The organism is Wenzhouxiangella sp. XN79A (genome assembly GCF_012272825.1).
Lineage (GTDB): Bacteria > Pseudomonadota > Gammaproteobacteria > Xanthomonadales > Wenzhouxiangellaceae.
Window position 1 is genome coordinate 20,582 of record NZ_JAAWWS010000155.1, and the last position, 17,485, is coordinate 38,066.

At 70.8% G+C, this 17,485-nt stretch carries 15 protein-coding genes; 12 read left to right on the top strand and 3 right to left on the bottom strand.

Annotated features, from left to right (window positions below; translation table 11 throughout):
- The first annotated feature begins 14 nt into the window (after positions 1 to 14).
- Together HFP89_RS10875 and HFP89_RS10880 are read left to right on the top strand one after the other, a co-directional pair.
- On the top strand, positions 15 to 6,458 hold the full coding sequence (locus tag HFP89_RS10875) for a hybrid sensor histidine kinase/response regulator (protein ID WP_168717684.1): 6,444 nt from the start codon (positions 15 to 17) through the stop codon (positions 6,456 to 6,458).
- A gap of 2 nt (positions 6,459 to 6,460) precedes the next feature.
- Positions 6,461 to 6,934: a chemotaxis protein CheW gene (locus HFP89_RS10880; RefSeq protein ID WP_168717685.1), complete on the top strand. Its 474-nt coding sequence runs from the start codon at positions 6,461 to 6,463 to the stop codon at positions 6,932 to 6,934.
- 50 nt (positions 6,935 to 6,984) lie between these two features.
- Here HFP89_RS10880 and HFP89_RS10885 read toward each other — a convergent pair whose 3' ends face one another.
- Both HFP89_RS10885 and HFP89_RS10890 read right to left on the bottom strand, forming a co-directional pair.
- Positions 6,985 to 7,710, bottom strand: coding sequence for a 16S rRNA (uracil(1498)-N(3))-methyltransferase (locus tag HFP89_RS10885; RefSeq protein WP_168717686.1), 726 nt, complete (start codon positions 7,708 to 7,710; stop codon positions 6,985 to 6,987).
- Complete coding sequence (locus HFP89_RS10890) at positions 7,710 to 9,059, bottom strand: adenosylmethionine--8-amino-7-oxononanoate transaminase (protein ID WP_168717687.1); 1,350 nt, start codon at positions 9,057 to 9,059, stop codon at positions 7,710 to 7,712. The genes HFP89_RS10885 and HFP89_RS10890 overlap by 1 nt, the downstream gene beginning before the upstream one ends.
- Before the next feature lie 180 nt (positions 9,060 to 9,239).
- Between HFP89_RS10890 and gspG the strand changes: the two genes are divergently transcribed.
- The 10 genes from gspG (at position 9,240) to cysQ (ending at position 15,822) form a co-directional block, all read left to right on the top strand.
- Positions 9,240 to 9,671, top strand: coding sequence for a type II secretion system major pseudopilin GspG (gene gspG / locus HFP89_RS10895; protein ID WP_168717688.1), 432 nt, complete (start codon positions 9,240 to 9,242; stop codon positions 9,669 to 9,671).
- Positions 9,643 to 10,131 carry a prepilin-type N-terminal cleavage/methylation domain-containing protein gene (locus HFP89_RS10900; protein WP_168717689.1) on the top strand — a complete coding sequence of 163 codons (489 nt, stop codon included), beginning with the start codon at positions 9,643 to 9,645 and terminating at the stop codon, positions 10,129 to 10,131. Before gspG ends, HFP89_RS10900 begins: the two co-directional genes overlap by 29 nt.
- Positions 10,128 to 10,520: a type II secretion system minor pseudopilin GspI gene (gene gspI / locus HFP89_RS10905; protein WP_168717690.1), complete on the top strand. Its 393-nt coding sequence runs from the start codon at positions 10,128 to 10,130 to the stop codon at positions 10,518 to 10,520. Before HFP89_RS10900 ends, gspI begins: the two co-directional genes overlap by 4 nt.
- Positions 10,517 to 11,122, top strand: coding sequence for a type II secretion system minor pseudopilin GspJ (gene gspJ, locus HFP89_RS10910; RefSeq protein WP_168717691.1), 606 nt, complete (start codon positions 10,517 to 10,519; stop codon positions 11,120 to 11,122). Before gspI ends, gspJ begins: the two co-directional genes overlap by 4 nt.
- Complete coding sequence (gene gspK, locus HFP89_RS10915) at positions 11,119 to 11,979, top strand: type II secretion system minor pseudopilin GspK (protein ID WP_168717692.1); 861 nt, start codon at positions 11,119 to 11,121, stop codon at positions 11,977 to 11,979. Before gspJ ends, gspK begins: the two co-directional genes overlap by 4 nt.
- 1 nt (position 11,980) lies before the next feature.
- Positions 11,981 to 13,081: a type II secretion system protein GspL gene (gspL, locus tag HFP89_RS10920; RefSeq protein WP_168717693.1), complete on the top strand. Its 1,101-nt coding sequence runs from the start codon at positions 11,981 to 11,983 to the stop codon at positions 13,079 to 13,081.
- On the top strand, positions 13,078 to 13,554 hold the full coding sequence (gene gspM / locus HFP89_RS10925; protein ID WP_168717694.1) for a type II secretion system protein GspM: 477 nt from the start codon (positions 13,078 to 13,080) through the stop codon (positions 13,552 to 13,554). Before gspL ends, gspM begins: the two co-directional genes overlap by 4 nt.
- A gap of 78 nt (positions 13,555 to 13,632) precedes the next feature.
- Positions 13,633 to 14,436: an inositol monophosphatase family protein gene (locus HFP89_RS10930; protein ID WP_346775233.1), complete on the top strand. Its 804-nt coding sequence runs from the start codon at positions 13,633 to 13,635 to the stop codon at positions 14,434 to 14,436.
- On the top strand, positions 14,429 to 15,001 hold the full coding sequence (gene nudE, locus HFP89_RS10935; protein WP_168717695.1) for an ADP compounds hydrolase NudE: 573 nt from the start codon (positions 14,429 to 14,431) through the stop codon (positions 14,999 to 15,001). Before HFP89_RS10930 ends, nudE begins: the two co-directional genes overlap by 8 nt.
- A complete protein-coding gene (cysQ, locus tag HFP89_RS10940; RefSeq protein ID WP_168717696.1) occupies positions 14,998 to 15,822 on the top strand; it encodes a 3'(2'),5'-bisphosphate nucleotidase CysQ in 825 nt (274 codons plus the stop codon). The genes nudE and cysQ overlap by 4 nt, the downstream gene beginning before the upstream one ends.
- Here the strand turns inward: cysQ and HFP89_RS10945 are convergent.
- The gene (locus HFP89_RS10945; protein WP_168717697.1) at positions 15,770 to 17,485 is read right to left on the bottom strand and encodes a carboxypeptidase regulatory-like domain-containing protein; all 1,716 of its coding nucleotides are present in this window, start codon (positions 17,483 to 17,485) and stop codon (positions 15,770 to 15,772) included. The genes cysQ and HFP89_RS10945 overlap by 53 nt on opposite strands.

Here is a 17,485-nt window from a genome sequence, read left to right on the forward strand (position 1 = left end):
CGAATGAGGCAGCCATGTTGAATCCGTCCGCAGCGGCGCGCGCCCAGGGCATCCTGTGGACGCGACCGCACCTGGCCGAACTGTGCGATTCGATCCGTCAGGCCATCGAGGCGCTGGCCGGTGAAGACGGCAGGGCCGACGCGCCGACGCTGGACACGGCGCGCGCCAGTGGCCACCAGATCGCCCACACGCTCGACACCCTGAACGCCGTGGGTGCCGCGCGCCTGGCCCATGCACTGGCCGCCGCCCTCGATCGCCTGACCGACACGCTCGACGAAGACCAGGCAACCACGGTGCTCGAAGCCGTGGCCATCCTTCCGAACTACCTCGAGCGGCTCGAGACCGGCGCGCCCGACACCCCGGACGTGCTGGCCGATCGAATCGCCGAGCTGTATCGCATTGCCGGCCGGGACGCGCCCGAAGCGGCCGCCTCCGGCGCGCGCGCGCTCGACGTCCTCGATCCCGGTCCACCGCCTGCTCCGTCGGCGGCCGAACCCGATGCGTTGCGGCGCGCCTGGCAGCGCGCCCTGCGCGACTGGCTGATGAACCCGACCGAATCGGCCGGGCTGGTCGCCGTCACCGAGGAAATGGCGCGCACCGACATTCCATCGATCCGGCGGGTCGGCACCGCCGCCGGCGCGGTATTCGCAGCGCTGGACGCCGACAAGGTCGACGCGTCGGCCGACATCAACAAGCGGCTGGCCGGCATCGACGGCCTGCTGCGTCAGTGGGCGGCGGAGGGCCCGGTCCGGGCGCTCGATCAGGCCGCAGACGCCACCGCCGCCGATCTGCTCGGACACCTGCAGCGAGCCCGACCCGGGCTGGAGATCGTCGACCGCCTGGTGGCGGCATCGGCGGGCGACTCGGCCAGCGGTGACGAGGAAGAACTCGAACGCGCGCGCAGCGTACTGTCCGGCCGCAACCGCGAGTTGTTCACGGCCGTGGCCGAAGCCGCTCGCGGCGAGCTGAACCAGGCCAAGGACGCGCTGAACGCGACCCTGCTGGGCAGCTCGGGCGACGCGCCCGACATCGAAATCCAGACTGCGTTGCTGCAGTCGGTATCGCAGAGCCTCGGCATGCTCGGCCTGAGCCGGCTCGCCGAGCGCGTCAGCACCCAGGCCGGACGGCTGGGCGAGCTTACCGGCGACCCGGACAGCCCTGCGCTTCTTGATGTCGCCCGCGAACTGCTGCTGGTCGACTCGGAGCTGGAAGAAGCGGTGCTCTACCTCGGCGAAGCGCCCCATAGCGAACTGCTGGAGGGCGACGGCGAACACCTGCCGAAGGCCGAGCATCGCCGCGTGATGCGTCAACTGCTCAACGAGACCCTGGACGACCTGAGCCAGGCCAAGCACCTGCTGGACCAGCTCCACCGCGGCCAGGGTGACCCGGAATCACCCGAACAGGCCTGCCACACACTGGAGCGACTGGCCGGCGTGCTGCGCATGGCCGGGCTGGACGAAGCCGCCGAACTGATCGAGGCCAGTGCCCGCTCGGTGCGCGAAGAACTGGTCGACCAACCGGCCGCCCGGGCGGACCGCCAGCGTCTGGATGCGCTGGCCGAGGCGCTGATCGTCACCGAGTTCTATCTCGACAGCCTGACCCGGCTCGACGACCGCGGCCCGGACTACCTTCAGGCTGCGCGCCGCAACCTGGTCGAACTCGGCTACCTTTCGAGCGGACCCGCAGCGGACGAGGCCGAACCGGCGGCACCGACCGAGGCCGAGCTCGAGTCCGACGCCCCGACGCTGGAGCCGCCGGAAAGCCCGCAAGCGCCGACCATCGAAGCCGCCGAAGCCTCGGGCGAGGCGCCTGGCGACGACGAGCTCACCTTCGAGGGTCTCGACACCGAAACGAGCGCCGAAGACATCGAGCGCGCAACGACCGACACCGAAGCGCCCGGATCCGTCGAGCAAGCCGACTCGACGTTCGAGTCCGAGTCCGAGTCCGAGTCCGAGTCCGAGTCCGAGTCCGAGTCCGAGTCCGAGTCCGAGTCCGAGCCCGAGCCCGAGTCCGAGTCCGAGTCCGAGTCCGAGTCCGAGTCCGAGTCCGAGTTCGAGTTCGACTTCGGCGCGCTGCCCTCGCCCGAAGACAGCGCCAGCGAAGCGCCGACCGACGAGGACGCGGCCGACAGCGAAACCACGACCGACGACGCCGGCTTCGAATTCGAGCATTTCGAGATCGAATCCGAACCGGCATCGACCGACCCGGCGGCGGCCGAAACCCCGGACGACGAGCCGGGCGGCCTGGAATTCGAGGGCTTCGAGTTCGACGCCGAAACGACCACCGAGGACGATGCGCCGGCCTTCGAGGGCCCGAGCCTGGAGTTCGATTCCAGCGAAGCGCCGGGTGACAGCGAGCCGGCATCGACGGACCGGCCGGAGCCGGAGCCGGAGCCGGAGACGGAGCCGGAGACGGAGACGGAGACGGAGCCGGAGACCGAGCCGGAAGCAGCGCTCGAGCCCGAGCCTGAACCCGAGCCGGCCGAGACCGCGCTCGGCGGAGACGACTTCGACCTCACCGAGATCTTCCTCGAGGAGTTCGACGAAGTTCTCGAAACGCTCAACGAAAGCTACCCGCGCTGGCGCGAGAGCCTGAACGACCGCGTCACGCTGGGCGACATCCGGCGTTCCTTCCATACCCTCAAGGGGTCCGGCCGGATGGCCGGAGCCGAGGAAATCGGCGAGTTTTCCTGGGCCTTCGAGCAGGTGCTCAACCGCACCCTGGACGACCAGTTCCGGGCCGAGGACGTCGTCGACCTGATCGGTGAAGCGATCGAGGCGCTGCCCGAACTGCGCAACCGCCTGGTCGGCGAAGCCGCGGCGCTCGACGAGGCCGGCGCGCAGGCGCTGGTCCGGCGCGCCGAACGACTCGGCTCCGCGCAGGCCCTGCCCGAACTCGAAGGCCTGGACGATCAGCTGGTCCAGCTGATGATCAAGGAGATCGGCGACCACGTCGAGACCATCGACGGCTGGATCAACGAAAGCCGTCAGCAGGGCTGGGCGGCGCCGGTCCATCGCGACCTGATCCGCGCGGTGCATACGATCAAGGGCACGCTGCGACTCGCGCCGATCGGCGATGAAGCCGACAGCATGCAGCTGATCGAGGAATACCTCCAGGAACTGGCCGACACGGAAGCCGAGGCCCGCGACGACGCGATCGCGCTGATCGAAGACATGCGGGCAATGCTCGGCAAGCGCCTGGACCGCCTCAATCAACAGGCCGTTTCGACCGACCATTTCCAGACCGGTCATCTGGCCGAGCAGGCGCGCGGGCTGATCAGCGCGCTGCATCGTCGACGCGATGCCGACGACGCGGCCTGGTCGGAAGAACACGCGGCGTTCGAGGACGAAAGCGCCGATGCAGCGACCGGCGCCGACGAAGCGGCCCCGGCGCCCACCGACGAGACCGGAGCGAGCGAGCTCGAAACGCCCGACGCGGAAACCCCGGAGCAGCAGAGCACCGATCAGGAGCTGCCGGAAGAACCGGAGGCGACACGGGTCGACGACCCGGGCGAAACTGCGCTCGAGGTCGGTACGGACGAATCCGGAGCGCCGACCGAAGAACTGGCCGAAGAGCCGACCGAAGAGCCGACCGAAGAGCCGGTCGAGGACAGGATCGCGCCGACCGATACCACGACAGCGATCGAGGACATCGACGACTTCGGCGAGCCGATCGAGCTCGACGAAGAAGACGATCTGGAGGCCGGATTCGAGGCCATCGAGGGCGAGCCCGTCACGGCCGAACACGGCGCGGACGCCGGCGAGCCGGACCACGAAGCAACCGGGCTCGGTGGCGAAGACCGCCCGACCGAGCCGCCGTTCGAGACCGAGGCCGAAGACGACGAAACGGCCGAATCCGATGAGCCGATCGAGGCCTTCGACCACGACATCGAATCGTCGGCCGACGCTGCGGAAACGGCCGAAGACGCCATCGAGGAGCGGCCCGAGCCCGAACACGAGTTCGAAGCCGAAGCAGAAGCAGAAGCAGAAGCATACGCCGAAGCAGAACAACCCGAAGCACCGATCGAAATCCGCCGTCCGGCGGAACTCGAATTCGAAAGCTGGCCGGAGGAGCAGGTCGGCGAACTCGACCGGCCGGAAGAACGCCGCGAAGTCGTCGAGGCAGCCGAACCGTCCGCCGCTGCCGGCCGCGGCGCGACGATCGCGGTGGACTACGCCAGCCTCGACGACGAGCTGGTCGACCTGTTCGCCGAAGAAGGCCAGGAACTGCTCGAGCACGCCGACGAACTGCTTCAGCAATGGCGCGAGAAGCCGGAAGATCGGGCGCTGGTCACGGCGCTGCAGCGCGATGTCCATACGATCAAGGGCAGCGCCCGCATGGCCGGGCTGAACCCGATCGGTGAAGTCGCGCACGTGCTCGAAGACCTGCTCGAAAGCATCGCCGGTGGCCAGGAGCAGGCCACCAGCGAGCGCATCGACACGCTGGAAACCGGCTGCGATCACCTGCACGGCATGGTCGACGCCGTGACCCGGCGCGATCCGCTGCCGGCCCGGCCGGCCGGCGAGACGCTGGCGTCGGAGGATCCGCAGGTCGACGCGATGGAAGCCGCGGCCGAGACGGCCGCCGAATCCACCGACGAGGCGGCAACCCAGCGCGCGAGCACCATTCGACTGGCCTCCGAGCGGGTCGAGGAACTGCTCAACTTCGCCGGCGAGATCAGTATCTTCCGCTCGCGGATCGAACAGGAGTTCGGCAGCTACCGCGGCAACATCAGTGAAATCGAGCAGACGGTCGCCCGCCTGCGCGAGCAGCTGCGCAAGCTCGAGGCCGAAACCGAGGCCCAGATCCTGTCGCGCTACGAGCGCGAGCACGGTCCCGGCGAGGAAGAATTCGATCCGCTGGAGCTCGACCGCTACTCGACCATCCAGCAGCTGTCGCGCGCACTGGCCGAGTCGGTGTCGGACCTCAACTCGCTGACCGAGCTGATGGACAACACCGGTCGCCAGGCGGAGACGCTGCTGATGCAGCAGGCCCGGGTGACCACCGAGCTGCAGGAAGGGCTGATGCAGGCCCGCATGGTGGCGTTCACCACCTTGGCGCCGCGTCTGCGCCGGGTGGTCCGCAACGCGGCCCGCGACGCCGAGCGCAAGGCCGAGCTGGAAATCCGCGCCGAGGGCGAGGGCGAGCTGGACCGCAACGTGCTCGACCGCATGACCGCGCCGATCGAACATATCCTGCGCAACGCGATCGCCCACGGCATCGAGTCACCGGCCGACCGGCGCGCTGCCGGCAAGCCCGAGACCGGCCGCATCCGCATCGAGATCGACCGCGAAGCGACCGAGCTGCTGATCCGCGTGTCCGACGACGGCGCCGGGCTGAACCTCGAGCGGATCCGCGAGCGGGCGCTGGCCCAGGGCCTGCTGACCGAAGAGCAGGCCGACGATCCGGAAGAACTCTCGCAGGTCATCCTGCGGCCCGGCTTTTCGACCGCGCATGAAGTCAGCGAGCTGGCCGGTCGTGGGGTCGGCATGGACGTCGTGAGCTCGGAGGTCCGGCAGGTGGGCGGTCGCATCAGCGTACACAGCGAAAGCGGCCAGGGCACCCGGTTCACGCTGCGCATTCCGCTCAGCCTCGCGGTCATGCAGGCGATCTTCGTCCAGGCCGCCGAACGCCTGTTCGCGATTCCGCTTCAGGCCGTGCGCGGCGTGGCGCGCATCCGTCACGACGAGTGGCAGGACGCGCTGGAGGGCGACGGCCTGTTCCGCTACGGTGGCCAGGACTATCCGCTGCTCGAGCTCGAGCCGCAGCTGGGCTTCGAACCCGACGAACAGGAAGAAGGCGTGAGCCTGTCGCTGCTGATGATCGCCACCGGTGATCAGCGCGCCGCGATCCGGGTCACCGAGATCCAGGGCCACCGCGAGATCGTGCTCAAACCGGTCGGCCCGCAGATCAGCTCGATTCCGGGCATTCTCGGCGGCACCATCATGGGCGACGGCAACGTCGTCGTGCTGCTCGACATGGCGCCGCTGATCGAGCGCGCGATCCGCGAACAGCGGCTGCCCGGCATGGTCGAACGGCACGATGTCACGGCCGTGGAAACCGAGGAAGTCAAGCGCGCGCCGCTGGTCATGGTGGTCGACGACTCGATCACGATGCGCCGCGTGACCTCGCGCATCCTCGAACACAACGGGATGGAAGTGGTCACCGCCCGCGACGGCGTCGAGGCCGTCGACCTTCTGTTCGAGCGCGTGCCCGACCTGATGCTGCTCGACATCGAGATGCCGCGCATGGACGGCTTCGAACTGGCCGCCTACGTGCGCGACGACGCGCGCCTGAAGGACGTGCCGATCATGATGATCACCTCGCGCTCGGGCGACAAGCATCGCGATCGGGCCAAGCAGCTGGGCGTGAATCGCTACCTGATCAAGCCTTACCAGGAAACCAACCTGATGCGTAACGTGTTCGAGATGCTCGACATGCCGGATCCGGAGGCCTGACGATGAACGAAGCCGAGATTCGCAGCGTCCTGATCCCGATCACCGAAGGCGAACTGCTGGTGCCCAACGCCAGCATCGCCGAGGTGGTCGCGTACGCCGAGCCGGAGCCCTTCGACCAGGGGCCGGCCTGGCTGCTCGGCAACGTGCTCTGGCACGGCTGGCAGGTGCCGGTGGTCTCGTTCGGCGCGTTGACCGAGCAACAGGAGGTCGAGCCGACCGAGCAGGCCAAGCTCTGCATCACCAAGTCACTGGTCCACAACGACCGGTTGCCGTACATCGCGCTGCTGGCGCAGGGCTTTCCGCGGCTGGTCACGATCACCGAGTCGACCCTGAGCGAGGTGCCCGACAGCAGTCGGCACATCGCGATTGCCGGCGCGGCCGTGGTCGGCGACCGCCAGGCCTGGGTGCCCGACCTCGACCGGATCGCCCAGCTGGTCGCTCATGCCGCCTACGGCGCTCTGCCGGTCACTCGCTGAGCCTCGTCCGACCGGCGGCGACCGCCGCCGGCCAACCATCCACGGACCCGTCAGCGCCCCAGATCGCCGTAGCGCGCCTGCAGCACGGCCAGCGCCGCTGCGCCGGCGGTCTCGGTGCGAAGCACCCGGGGCCCGAACCGCACCGCATGGTAGCCGGCCTCGACCAGCAGCCGTCGATCGTTGCTGCCGAAGCCGCCTTCCGGCCCGATCGCCAGCGCAACCGGACCGTCCGGGGCCATGGCACCGAGCGCTTCGGCGGCGTCGGGCTCGAGCATCCAGCCGGTCGCCTCCGGCGGCCTCCATTCCGACAGCGCAACCGGCGTGTGAACCTCGGGAATCACCGCCCGTCCGCACTGCTCGCAGGCCCCGACGACGATCTCCTGCCAGCGAGCCCGGCGCTTGTCGGCGCGCGCAGCGTCCAGCCGTACGTCGCCGTGCTCGGTCAGCACCGGGTGCAGCGCGGCCACGCCGAGTTCGACGGCCTTCTGGATCACCCAGTCCATCTTGTCGCCCTTGGCCACGGCCTGGACCAGGTGCAGGACCAGCGGCGATTCGCGGTCGACCGCCACCCGCGCATCGATCCGGACCCGGCAGGCGCGCGCATCGACCGCCAGCAACTCGGCGCGGGCCTCGTGGCCGTCGCCGTTGAACAGCGTCACCGGGTCACCGACCCGCCGACGCAGCACTCGGCCGAGCCGATGCGAGGCGCGTTCATCGAGCGTGACCTCGTGGCCGACGACCAGCGCCACCGGCGTGTGGATCCGGATCGTGCGCATCAGAGACGGCGCCCGGTGGCGTGCTCGATGCCGGCAATCGCGACCCGGCCGAGCTGATCGATCTCCGCGTCGGAAATCACGTAGGGCGGCATGAAATAGACGACGTTGCCGAGCGGGCGCAACAGCGCCTGGTGCTCGAGCGCGTGCCGGTAGACCCGAATGCCGCGCCGCTGCTCGAGCGGGTAGGCGCTGCCGTCGTCGTCGACCATTTCCATGGCCAGGATCATCCCGGTCTGGCGGATCTCGGCGACGTTCGGATGATCGGCCAGCGGCGCCACCGCCTCGCGCATGCGCAGGGCCCGGGCCCGGTTGTCGCCCAGCACGTCGTGTTCGGCGAACAGCTCGAGCACCGCCAGCGCGGCCGCGCAGCACAGTGCGTTGCCGGTGTAGCTGTGCGAATGCAGGAAGGCCCTGAACGTCGCATAGTCGTCGTAGAACGACTGGTAGATGGCCTCGGAGGTGAGCACCGCCGACAGTGGCAGGTACCCGCCGGTCAGGCCCTTGGACAGGCACATCAGGTCCGGCGCGATGCCGGCCTGCTCACAGGCGAACAGCGTGCCGGTGCGGCCGAAGCCGACCGCGATCTCATCGGCGATCAGGTGCACTTCGTAGTGGTCGCAGGCCTGTCTGAGCATCTTCAGGTAGACCGGGTCGTACATCCGCATGCCGCCGGCGCACTGGACCAGCGGCTCGACGATCACCGCGCAGAGCTCGTGGTGGTGCTCGGCGAGCAGCCGCTCGGTCTCGGCGAACTTCGCCTCGGCATGCTGGGCCCAGCTGGCGCCGGGGACCCGGTCGAAGGCGTCGGGCGACGGCATTACCAGCGGTTCGAGCAGCAGCGGCGCGTAGGTGTCGCGGTACAGCCCGACATCGCTGACCGCCAGCGCCCCCAGCGTTTCGCCGTGGTAGCTGCCCGAAAGGCAGGCGAAGCGGGTGCGGTCCTGGCCGCGGTTCTTCCAGTGATGGAACGACATCTTCAGCGCGATCTCGACCGCCGCCGAGCCGGAATCGGCATAGAACACCCGATCCAGCCCGGGCGGGGTCAGCGCGACCAGCTGCTCGGCCAGCCGGGTCGCGGCCGGGTGGGTCAGGCCGGCCAGGATCACGTGCTCCAGCGTCTCGGCCTGCTCGCGCAGACGGGTGTTGATGTGGGGATGGGCGTGACCGAACAGGTTGACCCACCAGGAGCTGATCGCGTCGATGTAGCGGTTGCCGTCGAAGTCCTCGAGCCAGACGCCCCGACCGCGCCGGATCGGGATCAGCGGGAACACGTCCTCGTGGTCCTTCATCTGCGAGCAGGGGTGCCACAGTACGTCGAGGTCGCGGCGGCGCCATTCGGCGTTGTTCATGGTCTCGGGGTCCGGCCGGGGAGTCCGGACCCGAGCATAGCGGAGGCAGGCCCGCCATTTGCTATGATCGTCCGCCCTGAGTTCCGCGTCGCAGACTCGAGCGCGACGCCCGCAATCGGCCGCGCTGCGCGGCGACCACCCGCGAGGTTCCATTCCATGCAGGCTTCGACCCGACCTTCGATGTCCCGGCCCCGCTCGATCGGCGGCTTCACGCTGATCGAGATCCTGGTGGTGGTCGTGATCATCGGCATCCTCGCCGCGGTGGTGGTGCCGCGGTTCATGGACGAACCCGACCGGGCCCGTGCGGTCAAGGCCCGCCAGGACATCGAGGCGATCGTCACGGCGCTGAACCTCTACCGGCTCGACAACCACGTCTACCCGTCGACCCAGCAGGGCCTGGACGCCCTGGTCGACCGGCCGAGCGGGCGGCCCGAAGCGCTGAACTGGAAGGAAGGCGGTTACCTCGAACGGCTGCCGAACGATCCCTGGGGCCGTCCCTACCTGTACCTGAATCCGGGTGTGCACGGCGATATCGACGTCTGGTCGAACGGCGCCAACGGCCAGCCCGGCGGCGAGGGCGCGAATGCCGAGATCGGCAACTGGATGGACTGAGCGGCGCGTCGGCGGCTACACGCTGATCGAGCTGCTGGTCGTGGTCGTCATCGCCGGGGTGCTGACCGGCGTGGCGATCCTGCGGCTCGGCGGCGACCGGCCCGAACAGCGCCTGGCCGGCGAGCTCGAGCGACTCGACACGCGGCTGACCGCGCTGTGCGACCGGGCCCTGCTGACCGGTCGACCGCACGGCGTGCGCGCCACGGCCCGCGGCTACGACTTCTGGGTTCGCCAGCGCCGGCAGTGGGTCGCGCTGCCGGCCAGCGATCGCCCGGCCCCGGCGACCTGGCCGGACGAGCTGCGGGCCCGTCTGGTCGTCGGCGGCCGGGCCGTGGCGCCGACCACCGCCGAGCGGCCGCAGCTGGTCTGCACCGCGCTGACGCCGTTCGAGGCCTTCGAGTGGCAGCTCGTCCTCGCGGGCCATCGCGCCGAACTGCGCGTCCCGGATCCCGATCGATGAACCGTCCAGGCTCGTCCGCCCCGCGTCGATCGACCGGCTTCACGCTGGTCGAAGTGCTGGTCGCACTGGCCGTCGTCGCGCTGGCGCTGGGTGCCTTGATCCGGACCACCGGCCAGGCCGCCGATACGCAGTACGAGGCCGAACAGCGAACGCTGGCGCTGTGGGTCGCCTCGAACCGGCTCGCCGAACTGAGCCTGGCGGCCGGCCTCGAGGCCGGCCGCAGCAGCGGCCGGACCCGGATGGGCGGGCGCGACTGGCGCTGGCAGACCGACATCAGCGCCGCGCCCGGTGGCGAGCTGTGGCGGATCGACGTGACGGTGGCCGGAACCGCGCTCGGCGAGGGCCGCAACGCCACGGTCGCGGTCCACACCGGGTACCTGCCGCGATGAGCTGCGCACGCGCCCCGCTCGGCCGGCGGGCGAACGGCTTCACGCTGATCGAAGTGCTGGTCGCGGTGCTGGCCTTCGGCCTGCTCGCAGCGGCCACCTACACGGGGCTGAGCCGGATGGCCGAGGGCGCCGGACAGCTCGATGGCCGGGCCGAACGGCTGGCCGGGCTGCAGCGGGCCGTGGCCACCCTGGACCAGGACCTGCGCCAGTTGGTCAGCCGCGCCGCACCGGGCCCGGACGGCCGGACCCGGCCGGCGCTGGCCGGCAGCGTCGACGGCTGGGTCGGCCACCGCAGCGGCCGCTGGTTGGCCGACGAGCGCGGCAGCGTACTGCAGACAGTGGCCTGGTCGTGCACCGGCGACGGCCGCCTGGAGCGGCGCGCAGCACCGGACGCGGCCGCTGCGCTGCCGGTCGGGCCCGATCCGCGCGCCCAGCGGTTCGCGGTCGGCTGCCGTGCTTTCCGGCTGCGCTACCGCGACGCGCTGGGCCAGTGGCACGAGCGATGGCCGGTCGACGCCGAACCGGCCGGCCTGCCGGCCGCCGTCGAGTACGCGTTCGAAAGCGATGCCTTCGGCACGATCCGCCGGCTGGTGGTGCTGTGACCCGGCCGCCTCGAACCCAGCGCGGCGCGGCACTGCTGATCGCGCTGCTCGCCGTGGCGCTGGCCGCGACGCTGGCGGTGGGCCTGATCGAAGACCAGCGCGGCACGCTGGCGCGGACCCAGGCGCTGGCCGACGCCGAGCGCAGCTGGCAGTTCGCGCGCGGGCTCGAAGGACTGGCCGCCGACTGGATCCGGCGCGCGCGGCGCGGTGAGGTGCCCGACGCGCTGCTCGACGGCCGCTGGTCGGCGCCGTTCGCGGTGCCCGGCGGCAGCGTACGGGTCCGGCTGCTGGCGCGCAGCGACCGATTCAACCTGAACGCGCTGGCCGCGCGCGACCCGGTCGAGGCCGACGCCGCCCGGCTCGGCCTGGCCCGGCTGCTGGCCACGCTGGACCTCGATCCCGACCTGGCCGACGCGCTGTTTGCGCGGCTGCACGCCGGCGGCCGACCGCTGCGGATGATCCACCTCAGCGAGGCGCGCGCCGTGCCCGGCTGGACCCCGTCGGTCGAGGCCCGACTGGCGCCGTTCGTCACCGTGCTGCCGGACCCGGCAAGCCGGGTCGACATCAACAGCGCGCCGCCGGAGGTGCTGGCCGCGCGGCTGCCGTCGCTGGGCCTGGACGCCGCCCGACGGATCCATGCCCAGCGACCCTATGCGCGGATCGAGGACCTGCGCGCCCATCCCGATCTCCAGGCGCTGGCGGCGGTCGATCTCGACGACCGGATCCGGCTCGGCGGACGCTGGTACCTGGCCCATGCCGAAATCGTCCTGAACGGCCGGTTGCACGAGCAGGTCCGCCTGCTCGACATCGCGGGCGCGGGGTATGATGCGCGCTACGTCAGCACCGGCCTGCCCTGACATGCCCCGTACCCCGCCGCCTGCCCTGGTTTTCCGGGACCGCGCCGACGAGTCGCCGCCCGCCGAGGACCGACCCTTCGTCGGCCTGGTGCCGGCCGACCGGGTCAGCGTGGTCGCGGTCGAATTGCCCGAACTGCGCGGCGCACGCCTGGAACAGGCACTGCGCTGGGCCGCCGAGGACGCGCTGGCCGGTGACGCCGAGAACCAGCACGTGGTGCCGCTGGGCCGCCGCGACGACGGCCGCATGGTCTGCGCGGTGGCTTCGCGCGAGGACATGCGCCGCTGGCGCGCTGACGATCCGGCGCTGACCGCGCTGGTCCCCGACGCCGCGCTGCTGCCCTGGCAGCCCGGTGACCTCGTGCTGGCCGAAGACGGCGAGGCGGTGCTGGCTCGCTGGGGCCGACACGCCTTCGACCGGCTCGACGCCGCGCTGCTCGACGTGCTGCTGCCCGAACTGGTCGAACAGGCCGCCCCGGAACGGATCCGCTGGTACGGCGGCAAGCCGCCCGACCGCATCGCCATGCTCGACCCGCAGCGCCATCCCGCGCCGAGCGTGCTGGCCGATTGGCTGGCCGCGCAGGCCGACCCGCCCGATGTCGACCTGCTCTACGGCGAGTTCGCGCCCGCCGCCCGCAGGCCGGCGCCGCGGCCGGGCTGGACCGCCGCGTTGGTTGCACTGGCCGTGCTGCTGTGGCTCGGCGACGCCGCGCTGGAAGTCGTCCAGCTCGACGCCCGGGCCGATGCGCTGGCCGAAGAAATCGAAGCCCGCACGGCCCGGTTGTTTCCGGACCTGACGCTGCTGCCGGGCCGCGAGCGGCTGCAGATCGAGCGGGCACTGGCCGGTCGCGGCGAGACCGGCGACACCTTCGTCCGCACCCTGCGCCGGGCCAGCCCGCTGTTCGGCGGCCTCGATGCGGTGATCGTGGAATCGCTGCTGTGGGACAGTGAGCAACTCGAACTGGGCGTGCGCGCGCCCGGTCTGCCCGACCTCGAAGCCCTGCAGGCCCAGCTGGTCGCGCGCGGACTCTCGGCCCGGGTCGACGATGTCGCGATCGAATCCGGCGGCGTGCGCGGCCGGCTGGTGCTGAGGGAGGCGCCATGAGGAATCGATGGAACGCGCTGTCCGAGCGCGAACGGATGCTGGTCGCAAGCGCCGGCGCCGTTGTGCTGGTGGTCGTGCTGTGGGTTGCGGTCTGGGAGCCACTGGACCGCCATCGTGACGCCCTGTCCGAACGCGCCGCGGCCCAGCAGGCGCTGGCCGACTGGCTGGCCGGGCTGGAGCAGCAACTGCCGGCCGGCGTCACCGAGACGCCCGCGACCTCGCTCGGCGGCCGCTCGCCGCTGGCCGTCGTCGATCAATCGGCGCGCGCCGCGGGCCTGGCCGGCGCGCTGCAGCGCATCGAGCCGGGCAGCACCGGCGAGATCCGGGTGACGCTCGAACGCGCCGAGTTCCCGGCGATGATGCGCTGGCTGTCCGGCCTGGTCGGGGAAAGGCCGTTCCGGGTCGTTTCGGTGCGGGCCGACCGGGTCGAGTCCGGCCGGGTCGATGCCACGGTGCTGCTCGAGCAGCGCTGAGTCGCACGATCCGGACGCCCGCCCGGCGGCGCGTGATCTGATACCGTTTCTCTTCATCTCGCGCCGCCGGAGCCCCGTGTGAACGACGCTTCTTCCACCGCCGTGGACCTGGATCACGCACTCGACGTCGCCCGCGCCGCGGCGGCCGACGCCGCGCGCATCGCGATGGCGCATTTCCACGCCCCGCTCGACGTCGAGACCAAGGCCGACGACAGCCCGGTGACCGTGGCCGACCGGGCCTGCGAGCGCGCGATCCGCGAGCGCATCGCCGCGGCGTTTCCCGACCACGCGGTCTTCGGCGAGGAATACGGCCGCGACGGCGAGCATCGCTGCCTGTGGCTGATCGATCCGATCGACGGCACCCGCAGTTTCATCCGCGGGCTGGAGTTCTGGTCGGTCCAGATCGCGCTGATGATCGACGGCGAGCTGGTGCTCGGGGTATCGGCCGCCCCGCCGTTCGACGAGACCGCGTGGGCGGTTCGTGGCCGCGGCGCGTGGCTGGCGCGAGCCGGCGGTGGCAAGCAGCGGCTGCAGGTCGCCGAGGCCGATTCGATCGACGCGATGGACCTGTCGCTGGGCAACGTCCGCTCGCTGGCCCGCGGGCCCGGCTGGGCGCGGATCGGGCAGCTGGTCGAGCGGGCCCGCCGTACCCGCGGCTACGGCGACTTCTACCCCTACCACCGGCTGGCCGCCGGCGGGCTCGACGCGGTCATCGAAAGCGATGTCAATATCCTCGACATCGCGGCGCTGACCGTGATCGTGCGCGAGGCCGGCGGCATCTGCACGACGCTTTCGGGCGAGGCCATCGACCTCGGCACCACGTCGATCATCGCCGCTTCGGCGGCCCTGCATCGGCGGCTGGTATCCTTTCTCGATGATTGACGATCCACCCGACCTTCCGACCGTACACAAGCGCGAGGAGCGCAAGGACCGCAGCCTGTTCCGGGTCGAAACGCTGGACCTGGAATTCTCCAACGGCGAGCGGCGGGTCTACGAGCGGCTGATCAGCCGCGGCGTCGGCGCCGTGATCATCGTCGCGATGCCGGATCCCGGGACCGTGCTGCTGGTGCGTGAATACGCCTGCGGCGTCCATCGCTACGAGCTCGGGCTGCCGAAGGGCCGGCTGGAGCCCGGCGAGAGCCACATCGACGGCGCCAACCGCGAGCTGCAGGAAGAAGTCGGCTTCGCCGCGCGCGACCTGCAGGTCCTCGGCCAGCTGTCACTGGCGCCCGGCTACATGACCCACGCCACCCATGTGGTGCTGGCCCGCGACCTCTACGAATCGCGGCTGCCCGGCGACGAGCCGGAAGAGCTGCAGGTCATCGAGTGGCCCATCGACGACCTGGTCTCGCTGATCCGGCGCGACGACTGCAGCGAGGGAAGAACGATCGCCGCGCTCTACATGGCCCGCGACCTGCTGGCCCAGGACGCCGGGGCCGGGGCATGAGCCGACTGGACAGCGCGACCCTGGCCGGCTGGGTCGACGGCGTGCTCGCGGCCTGCCGCACCGCCAGCACCGCGATTCTCGAGATCTACGAAAACGACGACTTCAGCGTGGAAATGAAGGCCGATGACAGCCCGCTGACCCGGGCCGACCTGGCCAGCCATCGCATCCTCGTCGAGGCGCTGGAACGGCTGACCCCCGACATCCCGGTGCTCAGCGAGGAGTCGGCGGCGACCGCCTTCGCGGCGCGTCGCGGCTGGCCGCGGCTGTGGGTGGTCGACCCGCTGGACGGCACCCGCGAGTTCATCAAGCGCAACGGCGAATTCACGATCAACGTCGCGCTGGTCGAGGACCATCGACCGGTGCTGGGCGTGATCGCGGTGCCGGCGCTGGCGTTGAGCTACAGCGGCATTCCGGGTCACGGCGCGTTCCGCCACGCTGCCGATGGCCCAGCGCGGCCGATCCGGACGCGGCGCCCGCCGGCCGACCCACCGGTCGTCCTCGGCAGCCGCTCGCACGGCAACCCGCGCAGCGAGGCGTATTTCGAAGCCATCGGTCGACACGAACGGCTGGCCCGCGGCAGCGCTTTGAAGTTCTGCGCAGTGGCCGAAGGCGAAGCCGACTTCTATCCCCGGCTGGGTCCGACCAGCGAATGGGACACTGCGGCCGGCGATGCCATCGTGCAGGCCGCCGGCGGTCGCGTCGGGCTGCCGGACGGTCGCGCGCTGCTGTACAACGCGCGCGCCACCACGCTCAACGGCGACTTCCTGGTCAGCGGCGACCCGCAGGCGAACTGGCCCACGCCGCCGCCAGCAGCAGACTGATCAGCAGCAGCATCGCCAGGCCGCCGAGGGTCGGAATCGCGACCGCATCGCCGATCACGCCCGACAGGTCCACGGTCCGCGCCGCCGATCGGACCTCGGTCTGGACCGGATCGCCCGATGGCGTCTCGGTCCAGTTCTTGGTCACCGCCAGGTCGCGCCAGGCCCGGCGATAGAACAGCCGGGCCGTGACCTCGGCCTCGGGCACCAGCACGCCATCGAGCGAGAAGCGATAACTCGATACATCGTCCTCACCGGCCAGGATCCGGGTGTCGGACTGGACTGCCTCGGCATCGATGAACAGGACCGGCGCAACGACCGGACCGGTGCCGTTGATCCGCCCTTCCAGCACGCGCGCGAAGCCGCGTCCGGGCCGTCCGGCCACGTCGTCGGGGGTGTTCGAACCGCTCGCCGAACCGTAGAACGGCACGACCGGGCCGGCGACCTGGGCCAGCGGCTGGCCGTTGACCGTGGCCTCGATGACCAGCACCGCGTTGCGGATCGACACGCCGGTCGGGAAGGCGTGACCGGCGCCGACGTTGGCCACCCGCGCCTCGACGGCCAGCTCGGCGCCGTCGACCCAGGCGTCCAGGTCCAGCGTGACCGCGTCGGCCAGGGTGTCCGGCGTGGCGCCGATGAAGGCGTGCGAGCGGCGCTGCTCGGCCGGCCGGATCGGCTGACCGCCGAGCGAGGAAATCGGGCCGGGTTCGTCGGCCGGGGGCATGTGGCAGTCCTGGCAGGCCATGAAGTCCGGGCCCGGCACCGAGAACGGCGAGGCCAGCCATTCGTCGTAGGTGGTCTGGCCCGGGGCACCGGTGTCGGGGTTGTTGTACTGGTGGCAGGAGGCGCAGAACTTCGACTCGGAAAACCCGGGCTGGTAGGACGCGCGCATCACCGAGAACGAAACATCGTCGAGCGGGCCCCAGACCCACAGCGGCGTCGACGGATCGTCCGGGAAACGGTACTCGGTGTTGCCGAGGTGATGCAGCGCGTCGGTATTGTCGTTGACCTCGGCCATCTGGTGGCAGGCCAGGCAGTTCACGCCGTCGAGGCCGCCGGGCAGGGTGACCTCGTTGAGGAACACGTTGCCGGGATCCTGGGCGTCGACCAGCGGCGTGTGGCAGGTCGCGCAGAAGCCGGTCTGGCCGGGGTCGCGATCGTCGAGGAACACGTAGCCGTTTCCGCCGTCCGGCGTGCCGTCGCCGGAATACAGGTCCAGCACCCAGGGATTGACGCCGGCGCCGGCATGCCGCGAAGCGTTCCATTCGACGAACTGGTCGAAATGACAACTCGCGCAGTCGGTCGCCGTGCCGGGATCGTAGGGCATGCGATCGTTGATCGGCAGCGGCGTCAGCCGGATCTCGACATCGTCGCCGGGGCCGGCGGAGACCGAGCCGGTGATGTAGTTGACCGCCCGCGCGCCGTCGTAGGGCGGAACCGCGGTCACGGTCACCGGGCCGCTCGGATCGGGCAGCGCGAACGAACCGTCGGCACCGGTGGTCGCCGGTGCGTCGGTGGTGGTCTGCACGCGCACGCGCGCGCCGGCGACCGGGTCGCCGGTCAGGTCGTCGACGACGATGCCGGTGATGTCGGCGCGTGCCGGCACCGCGGCCAGCAGAACCGGCAGCAGCCACCAGGCAGACAGGAAAACGAGTCGAGCGCGCAT

Coding starts and splice junctions, on each gene's coding strand:
- HFP89_RS10875 (WP_168717684.1), top strand. CDS start 15: ATGTTGAATCCGTCCGCAGCGGCGCGCGCCCAGGGCATCCTGTGGACG.
- HFP89_RS10880 (WP_168717685.1), top strand. CDS start 6,461: ATGAACGAAGCCGAGATTCGCAGCGTCCTGATCCCGATCACCGAAGGC.
- HFP89_RS10885 (WP_168717686.1), bottom strand. CDS start 7,710: ATGCGCACGATCCGGATCCACACGCCGGTGGCGCTGGTCGTCGGCCAC.
- HFP89_RS10890 (WP_168717687.1), bottom strand. CDS start 9,059: ATGAACAACGCCGAATGGCGCCGCCGCGACCTCGACGTACTGTGGCAC.
- gspG (WP_168717688.1), top strand. CDS start 9,240: ATGTCCCGGCCCCGCTCGATCGGCGGCTTCACGCTGATCGAGATCCTG.
- HFP89_RS10900 (WP_168717689.1), top strand. CDS start 9,643: ATGCCGAGATCGGCAACTGGATGGACTGAGCGGCGCGTCGGCGGCTAC.
- gspI (WP_168717690.1), top strand. CDS start 10,128: ATGAACCGTCCAGGCTCGTCCGCCCCGCGTCGATCGACCGGCTTCACG.
- gspJ (WP_168717691.1), top strand. CDS start 10,517: ATGAGCTGCGCACGCGCCCCGCTCGGCCGGCGGGCGAACGGCTTCACG.
- gspL (WP_168717693.1), top strand. CDS start 11,981: ATGCCCCGTACCCCGCCGCCTGCCCTGGTTTTCCGGGACCGCGCCGAC.
- gspM (WP_168717694.1), top strand. CDS start 13,078: ATGAGGAATCGATGGAACGCGCTGTCCGAGCGCGAACGGATGCTGGTC.
- nudE (WP_168717695.1), top strand. CDS start 14,429: ATGATTGACGATCCACCCGACCTTCCGACCGTACACAAGCGCGAGGAG.
- cysQ (WP_168717696.1), top strand. CDS start 14,998: ATGAGCCGACTGGACAGCGCGACCCTGGCCGGCTGGGTCGACGGCGTG.
- HFP89_RS10945 (WP_168717697.1), bottom strand. CDS start 17,485: ATGCGCGCTCGACTCGTTTTCCTGTCTGCCTGGTGGCTGCTGCCGGTT.